Annotated in this window: 14 protein-coding genes; 10 read left to right on the forward strand and 4 right to left on the reverse strand. The window is 34.0% G+C overall.

Annotation, left to right across the window (positions count from 1 at the left end; genetic code table 11):
* Positions 1-61: 61 nt before the first annotated feature.
* On the forward strand, positions 62-637 hold the full coding sequence (locus tag EGI22_RS17080; protein ID WP_255069645.1) for an LUD domain-containing protein: 576 nt from the start codon (positions 62-64) through the stop codon (positions 635-637).
* Positions 638-640: 3 nt separating this feature from the next.
* Here the strand turns inward: EGI22_RS17080 and EGI22_RS17085 are convergent, their stop codons facing one another.
* Complete coding sequence (locus EGI22_RS17085; protein ID WP_255069646.1) at positions 641-3,361, reverse strand: carboxypeptidase-like regulatory domain-containing protein; 2,721 nt, start codon at positions 3,359-3,361, stop codon at positions 641-643.
* Positions 3,362-3,554: 193 nt separating this feature from the next.
* Here EGI22_RS17085 and EGI22_RS17090 point away from each other — a divergent pair, with 193 nt between their 5' ends.
* From EGI22_RS17090 to EGI22_RS17105, 4 genes are all read left to right on the forward strand, one after another.
* On the forward strand, positions 3,555-3,782 hold the full coding sequence (locus EGI22_RS17090; protein WP_255069647.1) for a hypothetical protein: 228 nt from the start codon (positions 3,555-3,557) through the stop codon (positions 3,780-3,782).
* Positions 3,783-3,824: 42 nt separating this feature from the next.
* Positions 3,825-4,451 (forward strand): TIGR04282 family arsenosugar biosynthesis glycosyltransferase, encoded by a 627-nt coding sequence (locus EGI22_RS17095; RefSeq protein WP_255069648.1) that lies wholly within the window; start codon positions 3,825-3,827, stop codon positions 4,449-4,451.
* A 153-nt stretch (positions 4,452-4,604) separates the two neighbouring features.
* On the forward strand, positions 4,605-7,439 hold the full coding sequence (locus EGI22_RS17100; RefSeq protein WP_255069649.1) for a TonB-dependent receptor: 2,835 nt from the start codon (positions 4,605-4,607) through the stop codon (positions 7,437-7,439).
* Between the two features lie 29 nt (positions 7,440-7,468).
* A complete protein-coding gene (locus EGI22_RS17105; protein WP_255069650.1) occupies positions 7,469-8,215 on the forward strand; it encodes a GLPGLI family protein in 747 nt (248 codons plus the stop codon).
* 120 nt (positions 8,216-8,335) lie between these two features.
* Here EGI22_RS17105 and EGI22_RS17110 read toward each other — a convergent pair whose 3' ends face one another.
* Both EGI22_RS17110 and EGI22_RS17115 read right to left on the reverse strand, forming a co-directional pair.
* Positions 8,336-9,883 (reverse strand): hypothetical protein, encoded by a 1,548-nt coding sequence (locus EGI22_RS17110; protein WP_255069651.1) that lies wholly within the window; start codon positions 9,881-9,883, stop codon positions 8,336-8,338.
* Positions 9,880-10,626: an isoprenylcysteine carboxylmethyltransferase family protein gene (locus EGI22_RS17115; protein ID WP_255069652.1), complete on the reverse strand. Its 747-nt coding sequence runs from the start codon at positions 10,624-10,626 to the stop codon at positions 9,880-9,882. Before EGI22_RS17115 ends, EGI22_RS17110 begins: the two co-directional genes overlap by 4 nt.
* A 199-nt stretch (positions 10,627-10,825) precedes the next feature.
* On the opposite strand from EGI22_RS17115, the gene EGI22_RS17120 reads away from it, so the two are divergent.
* Positions 10,826-11,320 carry a hypothetical protein gene (locus EGI22_RS17120; protein WP_255069653.1) on the forward strand — a complete coding sequence of 165 codons (495 nt, stop codon included), beginning with the start codon at positions 10,826-10,828 and terminating at the stop codon, positions 11,318-11,320.
* A 5-nt stretch (positions 11,321-11,325) separates the two neighbouring features.
* On the opposite strand, the gene EGI22_RS17125 is transcribed toward EGI22_RS17120, so the two are convergent.
* Positions 11,326-11,985 (reverse strand): DUF4230 domain-containing protein, encoded by a 660-nt coding sequence (locus tag EGI22_RS17125; RefSeq protein WP_255069654.1) that lies wholly within the window; start codon positions 11,983-11,985, stop codon positions 11,326-11,328.
* A 95-nt stretch (positions 11,986-12,080) separates the two neighbouring features.
* On the opposite strand from EGI22_RS17125, the gene miaA reads away from it, so the two are divergent.
* The 4 genes from miaA (at position 12,081) to EGI22_RS17145 (ending at position 17,132) form a co-directional block, all read left to right on the forward strand.
* Positions 12,081-12,962, forward strand: a complete 882-nt coding sequence (miaA, locus tag EGI22_RS17130; protein ID WP_255069655.1) for a tRNA (adenosine(37)-N6)-dimethylallyltransferase MiaA — start codon at positions 12,081-12,083, stop codon at positions 12,960-12,962.
* Positions 12,963-13,044: 82 nt separating this feature from the next.
* Positions 13,045-13,734 (forward strand): (d)CMP kinase, encoded by a 690-nt coding sequence (gene cmk / locus EGI22_RS17135; RefSeq protein WP_255069656.1) that lies wholly within the window; start codon positions 13,045-13,047, stop codon positions 13,732-13,734.
* A complete protein-coding gene (locus EGI22_RS17140; protein WP_255069657.1) occupies positions 13,731-14,792 on the forward strand; it encodes an FAD-binding oxidoreductase in 1,062 nt (353 codons plus the stop codon). Before cmk ends, EGI22_RS17140 begins: the two co-directional genes overlap by 4 nt.
* Before the next feature lie 45 nt (positions 14,793-14,837).
* Positions 14,838-17,132: a hypothetical protein gene (locus EGI22_RS17145; protein ID WP_255069658.1), complete on the forward strand. Its 2,295-nt coding sequence runs from the start codon at positions 14,838-14,840 to the stop codon at positions 17,130-17,132.
* The last annotated feature ends 120 nt before the right edge of the window (positions 17,133-17,252 follow it).

Here is a 17,252-nt window from a genome sequence, read left to right on the forward strand (position 1 = left end):
AAAAACATTTAAGTCCTCTCTCCCTGTGGAGAAGGGATTTAGGGGTGAGGTTAAATTTAATATGAGCAGCAGAGATAATATACTTTCAAAAATAAAACAAAATCAACCTGATTTGTTGCCTTTGCCTAATCTTTCGGTTTTGGGTGGAGAGCAATTTGATTTGGTCGAAAAATTCACCGAAATACTTGAAGGAATAGGAGGGAAGGTAATACAAGTGGCTCATAATGATGAAATTAAAAAGTATATCGCAGCAAACTATCCTCCTAATGCTAGAGTGATTTCTACATTATCCGAATTTTCGGAAAACAAAGATTGGCAATTGGCTGACCCGCACACATTAAAAGACGCAGATTTTCTAATTATAAAAGGTCAATTTGCCGTTGCCGAAAATGGTGCAATTTGGCTTACTGAAACTGAAATGGGTCAAAGAGTAGCTCCTTTCATAACACAATATTTGGCCATTATTATCGACAAATCTACTATTCTACCTACCATGCATCAGGCTTATGAGCATATTGGCTCAGTAGATTATGGCTTTGGTGTGTTTTTAGCAGGCCCTTCAAAAACCGCTGATATTGAGCAGTCACTTGTTTTAGGAGCACACGGAGCTAGAGGTTTGGTTGTATTTTTGGTATAGCTTTTACCTTATTTCAATCACTTTTCTTTCAGAAATCACTTTCCCATTTTCATCTTTTCCAGCCAGCTCTATAATATATTCTCCTGGCATAGCCAAAACTTCAAATGAAATATAGGATTTTCCAGATTCATCGTTTTGGATATTTGGATTCCAATAGATGGTTGACCTCTGTTCTATTTGACCTATCCGATGCCCATCTTTGTTTTTTGTGGGCAAATAGAAAGATTTGGGATAAGAAAAGCCCAAAAATTTGAAAGTTTTTACATCCGTATCTTTTTTCTTGGTGATGGCTTTTGAAGGTTCGTTAAGGTAAGTTTTGGTGTAAATCACTATTAAAGATTGTGCCCCTTGAACTGTGGTAACCGGATTTTGATAGATGTCTATTTTAGCAATAGCTGATGAAGTTAAATGTTGAATATCTGATGGACTTTGAATTTCAAGGCCATCTACAATTATGCTTGGTCTTTGTGGGGTCAGCAATCCAGGTCTATTCCACCTGATATCTAAAGTGTGTTTTTCTACATCATAAACCGTTTTGAGGTTGGGCAGTAGACTGGTTAAAGTCATCAAAACATTCGGGGCACTAGTTTTAACTATTTCATCAGGGTTAAAACTTTTACTTGGATTGCCAAATAACTTCCGTTCCTTTAGCAATTGCGGATTCTCGGTTTTTTTAGCTTTTACTTCCACTTCATCCAAAACTATCATTTTGTCAAGGTCGAAATCATAAGATTTGGGACTGTTTTTTATTCCAGTTTCTTGATATTCTGTAATATTTTTTGTCGATTTTGAGAAAATGTAATCAAATTTTGGTCTGCCAAAATCAGTTAACTCTAAATCTCTTAAAGGTTTGTTTTTCTTGTCATAACCTTTTAATGAAAGGCTAATGCTGTCAGATTGAAAAATATTTTGAAGTAAGAATTTCTCATTTTTGTCAGATTCTAAAAACTCCACATTGCTGTAGTTGGCTCCGAAATTCCAAACAGTGGCTTCTGGTTTTTTAGGAGTTTTACCAATAAAAGCCCTTCCCGCAATTTCTACGGGAAAGATATTCTCTTTTGTTCCGTGTTGCATGATTGTTTCGTTTTCAAAAAATGACTTTGAACTGTATTCTTTCTTTACAACCGAAATGGAATAGGACTCATTAGGCTGTCCGTTTATGTCAAATGTTAAATTCTCGCCGTTTTTAAATATTGATTTTTCTAATTCAAGGATGCTTAGAGATTCATCGGAAATGCTTTCTACATTCTTCGTGAAACTTTCATTTTTATTGAGAATCTCGATTTCTGCTATTGAAGATTTACCTGAGCTTCTCATCTGATTAGTATAAGCTCTTAAGGCATATTTTCCGGCCTGGAGTGTATCGGATAAATTAAACTCTCCCCAACTTATTCCATTTTCAGAACGAAAAATTTTCGAATTTCGCAATTCACCTTTTTCATTGAACAAATCGATATAAACTACGCCACTTTTACGCTCAGATGGCGTTTTGTATTCCTGATAGATTTTAAACCAAATGGTCTCACCTGCATAAAATCTAGACTTATTAGCATGTATTAAAATTCTTTCGCTCGTTTCAATTGAATTTGAAGAGACAACTTCTTCGTTCTTGATTGTAGAGATAATCGGTTGCTCTTTTGACCGAAAATCTAAGGGAAGTATTCCCGAAATCTTGAGGAAATTTAGGTCGCCAGCAGGAAAAATATCGTACGGATTTAAAGCATTTCCATCTTTATCCGTCAATATAAAGTCATTTTCGGCCTGTATCCAACTTACCGAATGGCTAATGTCAGAATAAGGATTGTTATAGGGTTTTTTGTTTTTTGCATGAATTTCAAGGTTTTTTGGAATAGATATTTTGAAAGTACCATTAGTCAAAGTGTCAATTTTAATCTCTTCTATTTTTAGCTTAACTATTGATTTGTCAAGTTCGGAGTAGAAGTAATTTCCCCTGACTGCGTTCGAATTTTTCTTTGGTATGTAAAATTCCTGATTACCATTCTTCTGAAGAATAGATTGGAAAATAAACTTACTGCTGTATTTGAAGGCCTTTTCTCGGGATGTTTCCCACGATTGTTTTTGTTTAATGTCAGTTGGGGTTTGTTCAATGAAGAATATATTCGACACAATTCGGTAGTCGGTCCCGTCGGAGTGAAACTCCTTTAAATCAAGAATCAATTTGTACCCCAACGCATCGTTGGTGATGATTAGCGGTACTTTTGAGGTTGCTTTAAGACCATTTTCCGTTTTGACAAAATCAATTTCGTATGGATTTTCGATTCTGCATTTTTGTGCAAATTCGCTTGAGCCGAAAAACAGTTTTTGAAATTGCTGATATTGTTTTTGCCAGTTTTTATCTTTTTTAGATTTAACCTCGAAGTCTCCCATCAGATTTGGGACGAGTTTTAGCTCTATCGTAATGTCGACATTAGTTTGTCCTAGCAAATTTATTTCTTTTGTAAAAGATTCATAACCAACATATCTGACCACCACCTCAAACTTTTCCAATCCAATATCATTGATTGTAAAATTTCCAGTTTCATCAGAAGTAGTAGCTTTCGTGGTATTGTTAATAATTACTGTTCCGTAGGCCAGTGGTTCTTTGGTTTCATGGTCTATTATTTTGCCTTTGATGGATTTTTGCCCAAAAACAAGTTGAGTAAAGAATAACAAAAAAATGGTGATAAGTTTCAGGTTTTTGGTATGCTGTTTTAATCTCGACATTTTACGGCAGTTTGAGGTGTTTTAATAGAAATTAGCGGATTCGTAAATCTATTTTTTTTTTCAATTTCCAAGAAAAATTGGGTACTTAACTAAAAAAGAAGAGTTACCTCTGGAAATGCAAAATAAAAGTAGCTAAAATCTTTTATTTTCTAAAATCCGTTTATAATTCTATATTTGTTGAAAAGTATTTTATATGAATGCATTTAGAGAATATTATGAAGGTACAGAGAATACCTTGGTAATAAAGATTCCGAAAGAATATCAAAAGAAAAGTTTAGAGGTGATAATTCTTCCAGTAGAGGAAATAGATTGTAAACTGCAATTAATGGCCAAAATAGATAAAATCTCAACACATGCCCAAAATAAAAGCCTAACAGAAGAGAAACTTCAAGTTATTCCTTCTGGAAAACAGTTAAATTGAATCTTTTAATAATATTTCTGCAATAAAAATCTTCCAACAAGATTGAAATCAGCTCTCCTCATATTCATTAAAAATCCCGAACTTGGAAAGGTGAAAACCCGACTTGCACATACTATTGGGGACGAAAATGCACTAAAAATTTTTAATAAATTATTGGAAAATATCCATGAAAAGACTTTGGATGTAAATGCTGATAAACTTCTGTTCTATTCCTCCATTATTAACCATAGTGACATTTGGGAGAATGATATTTTTCAGAAAAGATTACAAAATCAATCTCCAGACTTAGGTCAACGCATGCTTTCTGCTTTCGAAGAAGCCAAAGATCTTGGCTACACAAAAGCTTTGATTGTAGGCAGTGATATTTACGAAGTTTCTACAGACATTCTTGATCTCGGATTTACTCTTTTGGAAGATTCTGAAATAGTTATTGGGCCATCCAAAGATGGAGGGTATTATGCCCTTGGTTTTAATTTTGAAAGAATAAATACTATTGATTTTTTAACTCAAATATTCCTCAATAAAACCTGGAGCCACGAAAATGTGGCAAAAGAAGCTTTAGAAATTATTCATTCATTTTCATATACTTGCAACTTTTTGCCTACGCTTAGCGACATTGATACAGAAAAAGATTTAAAAAACTTTTCGGACTTATACAATATTCTATAAAAACTAATGTTTTAGTTACAATCGAATTACTTGTTTTAACATTGTTTTAACATTTGTTACGATAATAATTGTTAAAATTTGTAAAATCCAGACATTACATTTTTTTTCTATCAAAACCCAGACCAATTTGCAAACTAATACTCACTAATAAAAATGAAAAAACTATTACTCTTTGCAATAGCTATAAGCTTTGCATTTACCACAAAAGCACAATCCTATTCCATTAAAGGCTCGCTTATTGATTCAGAAAAAAACACTTTACCATTTACATCGGTGTTTTTGTTGACACCTGGAGACTCTGCCCTTGTAACTTTTGTGAGATCTGATGACGCTGGAAAATTCGAATTCAAAAACGTAAAAAAGGCCAATTATTTGGTAAAGGCTACTTTTGTGGGATATTTTCCATACCAAGAGTTGCACAAATACAATCCAGACGTACCGGTTTTAGACTTAGGTGTTATTGAACTTAAACCTATTCAAAAGGAACTTTTGGAGGTGGTTATCCGAACAGCCAAAGCTCCAATTAGTATTAAAGGAGACACTGTAGAATACGATGCGAGCAAATTTAAAGTACCGCCAGGCTCTTCGGTAGAAGAATTATTGAGAAAGTTACCCGGTTTTCAGGTTGATGCCGAGGGCAACATGAAAGCTCAAGGTGAAACTGTCAAAAAGGTAACAGTAGACGGTAAAAGGTTCTTTGGTGACGATCCTAAATTGGCTACTAAAAACTTACCTGCCGAAGCTATAAACAAAGTTCAGGTTTTTAATGACAAAACCGATCAGTCAAAACTAACCGGTGTGGATGATGGAAAGCATGAAAAAACTGTAAATCTTGAACTGAAAGAAGAGTTTAAGAAAGGAGGCTTTGGTAAAGGCACAGTTGGAGCTGGCTCGGATAGCAGAGTAATGGCAAAAGGAAATTACAATAAGTTTGACAGTAAAAACCAGTTTGCTGTTGTGGGTTTTGGAAATAACATCAACCAAACAGGACTTTCGAATAACGACTACCAAGACTTTAAAGGCAGTCAGTCTTACAATTGGAACGACAACGCTGACTTCGGATTCTCACAAGGGGGCATGCGGTTTATATATTTTGGTGATGATGAAGAGGAAGGTCTAGAGATACCTCAATCATGGCGACCAGGACAAGGTTTGTCGAAAAATTATGCTGGTGGCATGAACTACAACTACGACACCAAAAAGACAAAAGTAAGCTCGAATTACTTTTTTAATCAGTCTAGCCAGTCAATGAATCAGGCCACGAATTCTCAGTATTTTTTGCCAAATGGTCAGTCTTATTTCACAAAGGATTCAAGTTTTAATTCAAATTATTCTCAAAACCATAGAGTTAGTTTTAGGTTTGAAAAAATGGTGGACTCATTGAATACCCTGATATTGAATGTAAACTCTAAAATTGGTAATCGCTCCCAGAATTCAACAAGTTTGACTGATTTTACCAACATTGGAGATGAGAAATTCAGAAACCAAGATAAATTAAATAATTATTCGGCCAATAACTTCATTTTACAAAGTGCTTTGGTTTATCGTCATAAGTTTATGAAAAAAGGTCGAAATTTTGCTTGGTCAGGATCTTACAATAAAAATTCTAATGACCAAGAAAGTGTGCAAAAAAACAATATTAATCAATTTACAGTAGTTGGAGATAATTTCTCGATTGGAAATAGGAATTTGAATCTAAACCAAAACGTGTTGGCACCTTCGAGTAGTTATGAGCTCAAGTCTAGTTTATTGTTTATTGAACCGTTAAACAAAAAGTTTTTTTTAGAGACATTCTATAATTTCAGCGATTTAAATCAAACTGTTGATAGAGATGTTTATGATTTGTTTTCTGACAATAAACCACGGGTGGATTCATTAAGTAGGTATTTTGAAAACCAAATTATCTATAATAGAATAGGGTCTGCTTTAAGATATTCTAACAAAGGATATAATTTGGCAATCGGTGCTGCAGCTCAACAATTCAACATTGACGGCAATTTTTATAATAATCAAAAAGGTGCTTTGATTGGCAATATTAGCAATACTTACCAGTCACTTTTACCAAACGTGAGTGTAAATATTGACCTTAAAAACAACAAATATCTATACAGTAGTTTTGAAATTGGTGTAGCGGCTCCAAAAATCAGAGATTTAACGCCTTTTACAGATAATAGCAATCCTTTATTTATCAGGAACGGAAACCCAGATTTATTACCTACTACCTCAAGAAGCGGAAATGTAGGTTTTAGTTTGTTCAATCCGGTATCATTTATTAATGTTTTTGCTAACCTCAATTATGCCAGCTATAAAAATCAAGTAGTTTATAATCAACAAATTGATGCAAGTTTAGTGACAACTTTAACGCCTGAGAATATTTCAGGTGGAAATAATTACGGGTATTATTTAAGTTTTGGATTTCCAATCAAAAAGACCAAGGTTTCGGCTAATTTAGATTCTTACAGTAATTTTGGCAAGAATTTAATATACATAAACAACAATCTAAATGACAATAAAAGCCAAAATTACCACTTCGGTTTTCGTCTGGATTTAACCCCAATTGATTGGTTCTCATTATTTCTTTCGGGAGGCTCTGGAATCAATTTCTCTGAGTATTCTATTGCTTCTACACAAAATCAACGTTTTACGCAAAACGACCTAAGAGCAAATATGACCATCCAGATGCCAAAGTCTATTTATTTCACGACTGATTTTAATTATACCAGCTATCAAAACAAAAAACTGGGCTTCAATCAACAACTTCCTATTTTGAATATGAGTACTTATAAGATTTTAGGCAAAGCCAAAAAGTCTGAGATACGATTCAGTATTTATGACGTGTTTAAGAAAAATGCAGGTATAAGACAATCAGCATTTCAAAACGTGATAACTTCGTCAGTTACCCAAACTTTGACACGGTATTTTATGGTAACTTATACTTACAACATGCGTGGGGTATCGGCAAAAGTTAAAAAAAGTAGATGGGAGTAGTTTTAAAGTAAAATAAAAAAAATCAAAAAATGAGAAATATAGTTTTAATAACAATTTTAATAGCAACAGCAATTTCAACTTTCGCTCAAAAGTCGGCCGGACAAATAATTTATGAGCGAAAAACTGATTGGGTAAAAATCAGGAGTAAGGCCACCTATCTGTCACAAGAAGAAAAAGACCGTATGGCCCAAACTTGGAAAAATGATACAGAGTATAAGCAAAAAATGGTTTTGGATTTTAATGATAAAACCAGTTACTATACCTTTCAAGATCAACAAGAACAATCTGAAGATGGTACTTACAGTTGGAGAAATGACGAGTATAGAATAACGAGGGATTTTGAAAACGAAAAGCTTTTGGAAATTCATGAAATGTTGGGTAAAACTTATATTCTAGAGGATAGTTTAAAAATGCCTAAATGGAAAGTTTTAAATGACATAAAGGAGGTAGCAGGGTATATTTGTATGAAAGCCAGCATGGTAGACACTGTAAAGAATCAAAAAATAATAGCTTGGTTTAGTACTGAAATTCCAGTTTCCTCAGGTCCTGAGCGATTTTATGGTTTACCTGGAATGATTTTAGAAACGGACATAGATGAAGGTGCAATAGTGTTAACGGCCACAAGCATAATTTTTAATCCAGCACAAGAGATTCCCAAATTGCCAAAAAAATTGAAAGGGAAAAAGATAGCCTTAGCAGCGTATAATGATTCAATATATACTTATATAAAACAACAAGAATCTTTGCATAGATTTCCTTGGGGAATAAGGTACTAAGGATTTTTTTTGTCAAACACTTGCCAGAATTAATAGGTAAGTGTTTGGCTTATCAGCCAAAGTTTGAGTGTCCAAAGTTTGTGTGTCCAATTTTTGTGTCCCCACAAACTTTACCAATATTCACCTCTTCTTAGCAAACCACCTGTAAAACGTCGACCCTTCAATGTCAGCCATATAGTTCCAGATGACATCGTTTTTGGGGTTTACAATGGTTTTGTGGTCTTGAATTAGAATATTTTTGCCTTCGATATCTTTTAATATTTTACCAAGTTCTTGAAGTTTTGGATTGTCGGAATCCATCAATTGGTCATCGATTGAAGTTTTATGGCTTATATTTTCGGCAGAAGTCCAAATAATTGATTTGCCAAGTTCAAAGCCGATATGCCAAGTGGCACTTATGGCCATATAAGCCAATACGGCATATTTTCTAAACGATTTTTTTTCTTCTATCAAAAACTGCCCAACCTTCAACATCAATAAGAACAAAGCCGGTATTGAAAGCCTTCCTGGAAAATCAATGCCATAACCTTGTTGGAAAAAAGGCAAAGGTATAAGGACAGCAACAACTAACCAATACAATGCATTTTTCTTAAATCTTGGACTAATCAAAAAAGCAATAATGACCCAAGAAAGCAACATGAACACGATGAATTTCTTTGGAGAATGACTTAAAACTTGAAAAAACTTAGCGGCTTTGTTTGAGTTTAAATAAAGGAAGTTTAAAGCAACCACTAGGCCTGCACCCAAAATATTTTGAAAACTGATATAGGGGACAAAATGCTTCCAGAAGTTTTGAAATAATTTGCCTTCGAGGTTGGTGAAAAAATAATAAAGTACAAAAGGCAAAAGGCCTACAAAAGCAAAAGGGCTAAGGAAAAAGCAAAGACTATAAAGAAATAATAGGTTCTTTTTAGGGCCTTTGTTGAATATCAAAAGAATAATTAGCCAAGCCGTAAGTGATTGATTAAATGTCCAATATATCAAGCCAAGATTGCTGTCAGCGTATAATATCATTCCAGCCCAGAGCGGATTGGCTTTTTCTGCATATATGTCAATGAAAGAGTTTTTGTACAAAGCCCCAATGAAAAATAAGGTGCCCCAGCCAAAAAACAAAAGGAGTAATTTAAGATTAAATCTCTTTAAATATTTGCCAACTTGGAACACCACCAAAACTGTTCCGATAAAGGTCCAAAGGAAAAGTGCAAAACGAGCGGCACTAAGTCCAAACAGCTTCCCAACAGCAGCAGACGGCAAATAAAAACCAAGATAATAAGTCATCATGGTGGTTTTGCCTTCGAGAAAATGTCCCGGAAATCCTGTGACGTGGTACATTACTGGCCAATCATATTTTACAAGATCTGCAAAAAGTGCTCCTCGGTATAAGTGGTCATTGTTTTGGTAAGTGTAGTGACCAATACCAGAAAAGAAAATAATAAATAGAATGATTGTTAATGCCCAAATGATTGTTTTGGGCTTTTTGATCAAAAGAAAATTGATTTCAGGATCAGAGTCTACATTTTTTAAACTAAAAAAAATAGACACTAAAGTAATTGCCGAAAAGGCAAAAGCGGAGGGTAAATTGAGCCATGACACGCAAAAAATCAGAAAAGGCAAACTCAAATACAAATATGCTGATTTCGTTAATATGCTGTCCCAATTATATCTCATCTACCTTCTTCTTCTAAAAGATTAGTTCCTCTTTTTATGGTTTTTAAAATCAAATATACCACTGTGCTAATGGCAAAACCCCAGAACCAAAACGTTGGCCTAAAAGTATATTCTCCCCATTTTATGTATTCACCAACTACTTCAAAGAGATAGAAAAGGCCAAACATTGCTGCCACACCATTTTTCTCTTTTTTTAATATTTTTTTTATCGAAAATGGATATTTCGGATTTGTTGGCACCTGAAATTTTGGAATGAAAGCAGGTTTGTCAGCTGCCCAATTTAGGTAAGCTTCTCCAAATTTTCTTCTCAAGAATGCTTCCTCCGCAAACATTATGCGTTCGTAATATACCCAATACATAAATGTAAAAGCCACAATATACCAAAGGTCAGCTGTAAGCATTCCTACAGCAAGCCACATCAAAAAATTGCCAAGATAAAGTGGATGGCGGACTATCGAATATATGCCCGTTTGATTGAGTTCATCTGCTACTTGGCCTTCCGTTGTATTTCTTCCAGAGGTATTTTTAGGTGTGTGTCCAACGGCATAAATTCTTACTAAAAGTCCCAAGAGGCCAACGGCAAGACATATTAGCCAATAATCGAAACCGAGATTGGGATAGCTTAAATTGTGTATTTTATAGATATAAACCCCCAAACCTGAAAGTAAAAATACCAATGGGATGTAACTTCTATATTTGAACAAAACATTGCCCTGATCTTCTAATTCCTCTATTAATGCCATAAATCGTTAATTATTCTGCAAAGGTAATGAATAATGCCTTTTTTGCCGAAATAATATTATTGCTAGCTTTAAGTTTGGCTTTTTTAAATAAAAAGACAGAAATGTAACCGTTGGCTAAGTATAATTTACTTCTAACTATTTTGGTAGACTTTTTGAAATGAAGGATTTAGTGCTTTCCTAAAATTTTAAAAACAAAGACGTGAATACTTTTTCAAAAAAACTACTTTTTATAAGCGGAATTTCAATAACCTTACTTGGCTCATGTAATAAAGAGGATGTAGTTAAAGAGCCGACTGTTCAGGAGTTGCTCACAAGCAAAGAGAAAAAAGAATGGTTAATAAAATCAACTGCCATTGAAGTAATAAATTCCAGCGGTATTGTTAATACATATCCGCTCACACTAGACTGTGAGGTTGATGATATCTGGGAATTTGAAAAAACTGGTGATTTTAAAAAATATGAAAATAAAACAAAATGCAAAGGTGAGCCAAACGAATTAAAAGTTGAAAGTAAGTGGCTTCTGGAAGAAAATAACAAAGTGATGTATTTTTCGAATTGGCGTTTTCTAAATAACAAAGAAATAAAAGATTTAAGACTTAATGTCGAAAATGTAACAGACTCATCTTTTACACTTATCGGGAATAAAATTTATGCCAATACTGGAAAACTTACGCTAGTTTTTAAAAAACTTTGAAATAATTAAGCATCCAAACCAGTAGCTTTTTCTAATAAATTTTGAGCTTTTGATTTCGGTTCTATCATTTTTTGGGTAGGACCAGGAATCGCATTTAAATCTACTTCCCAGTTCATCGATGCCGCCAACTGATTCATCATTAATTTTAATTGGTTGGCAGCAATTTGGGGCAAATCACTCTCTTGAGCTTTTTCCTGCATCAGTTTTTTAGCCTGAGCTAATATAGCTGTGTAATCTTCGTTGTTAAACTTATTTAAAATACCCTGGTTTATATCATAGAATTTGTAATCCGTATCTACTGATAATATTTCCGCAGGAGCAAACTCCTCAATAATCAGCTTTCGTTCATTATTCTCTTTTCTAAACTTCATTTTTGAGAAATCATACCCAACTGAAACCTTGGCCTTTGCCACTACTAAAGCCTTATTGCTAGATTTAAACATTCCCCAAAATTCCTTCTGAGAGTTGTGGTCGTATATCTCTGTAAAATAACCTTCGGCTAAAACTACCTTAAATACTTTCTCTATTCGCTCTAATAATATATTGGATTCTATTCTCAAACTCTCCTTGTTGTCTTTGAGTTTTTTGCCATACATCCAGTTGAAAATTTGCCATGACGCCAAGCCTCCAACTACCAAAGCAATAATAAACAAAACAAACTCCATGTTGTATTTTTTAGATTTGAAAATCTAAATTAAGAACAATATCATAAATTTGTCTAAATTTTTAACAAATCATTATCAAACATACCCTTATTATATTGGTTGGTCCAACGGCTGTGGGCAAAACAGATTTGGCTGTAAAATTGGCCAAAAAGCTTTCTTGCGAAATTATTTCGTGCGATTCTCGGCAGTTTTATAAAGAAATGAGCATCGGTACCGCCAAGCCAAGTTTGGAAGAAATGCAAGGCATTAAACATCATTTTGTAGATTCTCATAGTGTAGGTATTCATTATAGTGCGGGAGATTTTGAAAGAGATGTCGATAGTTTTCTAAATAAATATTTCCAAGAAAAAGAGGTGGCCATTATGGTTGGAGGCTCTGGTTTGTTTGTACAAGCCGTGGTTTCTGGACTCGACGATATGCCCGAGGCTCCTCTACAACTTAGAGCCCAATTGATGGAAAGGCTAGAAAAAGGTGAACTCTCGCAACTGCAGGAAGAATTGAAAAAACTGGATGAAATTACTTATAAAAACATAGACCTTCAGAATGGACAGAGGGTAGTTAGGGCTTTAGAGGTGTGTTTGAGTACAGGAAAACCTTATTCATTGTTTCAAAAAAATGCACCAAAAAAGCGTGATTATGACATTGTGAAAATCGGAATTGAGTCTCCACGAGAGGAGCTTTATGAACGAATAAATAGGAGAGTGGATAAAATGCTCGAAAGCGGTTTGGTAAAAGAAGTAGAAAGTTTATTGGAATTTAAAAATCAAAATGCTCTTCAAACCGTTGGATATAAAGAAGTGTTTGGTTTTCTGGAAAACGAATACGATTATCAAACTATGGTTGATTTGTTGAAAAGAAACACCCGTCGGTATGCCAAAAGGCAGATGACTTGGTTTAAAAACAAGGATAATTTCGAATGGTTTGATGCTCAGGATATTGAAAAAATATTGAGTTTTTTAAAGCAAAAACTGAAATAAAAAAAAATAAAATTCGGTTTTTGCCTATCGATGTTTTAAATTTAAAAAAATAAAATTCTACGCTTTCACTAAATAAAAGCCAATGTCAAAGATAATAATTGCAATAGATGGGTACTCTTCGTGTGGAAAAAGTTCCACTGCCAAAAAAGCCGCTGCTTATATAGGATACAGTTATATTGATACAGGAGCAATGTATCGTGCCGTAACTTTGTTTTTTATTCAAAATCACGTTTCAGCAAGTTCGGAAAAAGAAGTTGCAGCTGCTCTGGAAAATATAAATATTGAGTTTAGGTTGAGTACAACTGGTTTGAACGAAACCTATCTTAATGGGCTGAATGTAGAAGATGAAATTCGGAAATTATATGTAGCCAATAAAGTAAGTGAAGTCAGTGCTATAGCCGAAGTAAGGCATGCAATGGTTGCTCAACAACGCAAAATGGCCAAAAAGAGAGGTTTTGTAATGGACGGTCGAGATATTGGCACCGTTGTTTTTCCAGAAGCTGAATTGAAAATTTTCATGACTGCAGATCCGCTTGTAAGAGCTCAAAGGCGACAAATAGAACTGATGGCTAAAGGCGAAATTACAGACTTAGAGGATATTTTAAAAAATATAGAAAAAAGAGATATCATAGATACAACCAGAGCCGAAAGTCCACTTAGGCAAGCCGAAGATGCTGTGGTTATTGATACTACTTTTATGACGCTTGATGAGCAAGTAGACCAAGTGATACTTTTGGCGGATATGGTAATTTCGCAAAAACTTAGAGGATGAAAACCTACGATTTTATAATTGTTGGAAATGGACTCGCAGGTTCTTTAATAGCAAATGAGCTCTTAAATCGAGGTCAAAAAATTATTGTTTTTCAAGACAATTCGCTCAAATCTTCCAGTTCAGTAGCTGGTGGTATGGTCAATCCAGTTACTGGTAAATATTTGGCAAAAACATGGCTGCATGAGGAGCTTTTTGGTCTTTTGTTTGAATATTATCGTACTTTAGAAAACGAATTAGGTGGAAGTTTCTTTCATCAAACGGGCTTGTTTAGGCCTTTTTCTAATCCCGAAAACAAAAAGCATTTTCTAAATCAAATTGAAAAAAATAGGTTAGAAGATTATTTAGAGGTTATTGAAGATGTTACTGAATTTCAAAAGCATTTTAAAATCGAATTGGGAGGAATGTTTACCCAAAAGGCGGGTTGGTGTGATGTACCTCTTTTAGTTTCTAGAATTAAAGAAAAATTAATAAAAAATGAAGCTTTAATTGAAGAAAACTTTGATTATAGTTTGTTAAGGACAGAAGAGGAGAGAGTGAATTATAAAAACATATTTGTTTCGAAGATTATTTTTTGTGAAGGGTTTTATGCTTCTAAAAATCCGTATTTCGATTGGTTGCCATTTAATCCTGTGAAAGGAGAGACGCTGATTGGAGAAATTGAGAATTATAATGTAAAACCGATCGTTAACCAAGGTAAGTGGTTGATGCCTTTGGGAAACAATAAAGTGAGGTTAGGAGCAACATACAGTTGGCATAGTTTGGATTTCGAACCGACGGAAAAAGCAAAAGATGAGCTTTTGGCCACTATGAACAAAGTGCTAATTTCTGACTTTAAAATAGAAGATCAACAAGCGGGAATTAGGCCCGCAACTAAAGATAGGAGACCTTTTGTAGGTGTTCACCCAAAATATAAAAACCTTTTTATTTTTAATGGGTTAGGAACAAAAGGGGTATCGTTAGCACCGTATTTTACGGGACAATTACTCGATTTTATATTTTACCAAAAAGATATTAATCCAGAAGCAAACATTGAAAGGCATTATTCGTTATATTCGTAAACCTTAATTGGCCTTCACCGTTTTTTTGACCAATTTTTTAAACTAATGAATTCTAAAAATATACTACTATTTTTGCTCATTTTGTTGGTATCTACTAGCATCAAAAGCTACAGCCAGCGATATTATGGTGTCACCGATGAAGAATTTGGGCAGAGTAAAATTCAAAGGAAGAGATTCGACTGGAAAACAATCAGAAGTAATAATTTTGAGTTGAATTTCTATCGTGGAGGTGAAGAACTCGCCAAAAAATCTGCTAAAAAGGCGGAAGAGGAATACGAGAAAATTACCGAAACTTTGGGCTATACACCGTTTTCGGTAATGAAAATCTACATTTATAACTCGGTTGATGACCTCAGTCAAAGCAACATCGGAAGTATGGCACCTAATGATGTTGATGGCGGAATATTGAATCTGTCCAAGGCCAGAGTTCAACTTGCATATTCTAAAAATGACTCACTTTTTTACAATAAACTTATCAAAGAAATCGCCACCTTATTTGTTTATGATATGTTGTATGGCGGTAGTTTGAAGGAAGCTGTCCAGAGTCAATTGCTCCTTATGGTTCCTGATTGGTATATTACCGGCGTTTCTGCTTACATAGCTGAGCCAGATAATAATCTAAAGAATCAACTGTTTAAAGAGACCATACAAAAAAATCAAAACCAAAAATTATCGCAAATAACTGGAAAAGATGCAGAGATAATAGGACAGTCTATTTGGCATTATATCGCATCAAAATATGGTAAAGATAATATATCCAACATTCTGAATCTTACTAGGATTATTAGAAATGAACAGTCAAGTATCACAAGTACTTTGGGTGTTTCTTTTAGTAAATTTCAAAAAGAATGGAAGAGTTATTATATAGATGGCCCTTCTAAAATAGAACAAAAGGCGGAGGTTGTTAATAAGGTGGAGACTCCCAAAGCTACTGTAGGATTGACTAATCTCAAATCAAATGAAATAGATACAGATAATTACGTTTTTGATGAAGTAAATGTTCAAAAATATAAACTACAAAAGAAAGATGATGAGTTATCTTTGGTAAAATCTATAGAAGAGAAGCCGGGTAAGTTTAAGAAAAGTACAGATGAATTGAAGATAAGTCCAGTAAAATCATACAAGAATTTGTTGGTGTCTGGCGGTAATGACATAAGTATTTTGATGGACCCAGCTCGAAGATTTGGTGTAGGTTATAAGCTTATATTTAATGATCTATTAGAGAATAATGTCTTTACTTTAAAAACTTACGTAAGGCCTTCAGCTCCATTTTTTAAGAATTACGATTATTCGCTTTCTTATGGGAATTATGCTAAAAAAATAGATTATCTGTTTAAATTTGAGAAAAGGTCAATAAATTTTGAAAGTATAGATGAATCTAATAATTACCTTTTTAGGCCTTTAAAAATCTATCCACAGTCAGATAAATCGATTTTGTTATCCCGTAGAATCCTTTCTCAGACTATTTCTGCGAGTGTTATATATCCTTTTACTCAAAATCTTAAATTTGTTTTTAGTCCAACTTTTTTAAAAACCACAGACATAGAATACGACCTGCCAGGTCGTGAAAACATAAATAGTACTTTCCTTTCATCAGATTTTCAATTGGTTTTTGATAATACGATAGGGAATGCCAATGGGGTTGAATATGGAACAAAAGGTAAAATTTCATACCAAAGAAATATAAATCTAAAAGATAATTCACAGAATTTTCAAGGTCTAAATTTAGACTTAAGGCATTATCAGAAATTGGTAAAAGGACTTGTTTTGGCAGGGAGGTTTAATTTTGGAAGATCAATGGGTAATGCTCCTAAGTATTCGTTTCTTGGCGGTGTAGAAAACAACCTCAATAGGTCAATCTATGATGCAAAGGGTTTACTACCAGGCCCAACTGGTGACTTCAGAGATATACTTTTTTATAATTTTCCAGGACAATTAAGAGGTTTTGATTTTGCGAGACTTTTTGGCAATAATTACATATTGTCAAACGTAGAGTTAAGAGCACATTTAGCAGATTATTTTCCAAGGAGTTCTTTGTCGAGTTCATTTCTTAGGAGTCTTCAAGTGGTTGGTTTTTATGACATTGGGACTGCTTGGAATGGAACAAAGGGGCCTTTCAGTAGGCAAAATAGTCTGAATACTATCTTGATTGGTTCAGATGGTATTAGTCCGTTTTTTGCTGAAGTTACAAACTTCAAGAATCCATTTTTAATGGGAATGGGAGTAGGTGTAAGAACCACAATTTTAGGTCTTTTCGTGAAAGCTGACTACGCTGTTGGTAAAGAAGATAAAGATTATAATAAGCCCAAATTATATATTTCAGTAGGAAAAGATTTTTAAATTTATAAGCATTTTTTTTCTTTTAATAGCCTAGCATTATGTTAGGCTATTTTTGTTTATTTTTTATTGGCATAGTTTTGGTTGATAAATACTTACCATAGTTTTAGCCATTTTTAATAC

Source organism: Lacihabitans sp. LS3-19, from assembly GCF_024343575.1.
Taxonomy (GTDB): Bacteria; Bacteroidota; Bacteroidia; order Cytophagales; family Spirosomataceae; genus Leadbetterella.

Excerpts from the sequence above, each read along its gene's own strand:
- EGI22_RS17080 (WP_255069645.1), top strand. The coding sequence starts at position 62 with ATGAGCAGCAGAGATAATATACTTTCAAAAATAAAACAAAATCAACCT.
- EGI22_RS17085 (WP_255069646.1), bottom strand. The coding sequence starts at position 3,361 with ATGTCGAGATTAAAACAGCATACCAAAAACCTGAAACTTATCACCATT.
- EGI22_RS17090 (WP_255069647.1), top strand. The coding sequence starts at position 3,555 with ATGAATGCATTTAGAGAATATTATGAAGGTACAGAGAATACCTTGGTA.
- EGI22_RS17100 (WP_255069649.1), top strand. The coding sequence starts at position 4,605 with ATGAAAAAACTATTACTCTTTGCAATAGCTATAAGCTTTGCATTTACC.
- EGI22_RS17105 (WP_255069650.1), top strand. The coding sequence starts at position 7,469 with ATGAGAAATATAGTTTTAATAACAATTTTAATAGCAACAGCAATTTCA.
- EGI22_RS17110 (WP_255069651.1), bottom strand. The coding sequence starts at position 9,883 with ATGAGATATAATTGGGACAGCATATTAACGAAATCAGCATATTTGTAT.
- EGI22_RS17115 (WP_255069652.1), bottom strand. The coding sequence starts at position 10,626 with ATGGCATTAATAGAGGAATTAGAAGATCAGGGCAATGTTTTGTTCAAA.
- EGI22_RS17125 (WP_255069654.1), bottom strand. The coding sequence starts at position 11,985 with ATGGAGTTTGTTTTGTTTATTATTGCTTTGGTAGTTGGAGGCTTGGCG.
- cmk (WP_255069656.1), top strand. The coding sequence starts at position 13,045 with ATGTCAAAGATAATAATTGCAATAGATGGGTACTCTTCGTGTGGAAAA.
- EGI22_RS17140 (WP_255069657.1), top strand. The coding sequence starts at position 13,731 with ATGAAAACCTACGATTTTATAATTGTTGGAAATGGACTCGCAGGTTCT.
- EGI22_RS17145 (WP_255069658.1), top strand. The coding sequence starts at position 14,838 with ATGAATTCTAAAAATATACTACTATTTTTGCTCATTTTGTTGGTATCT.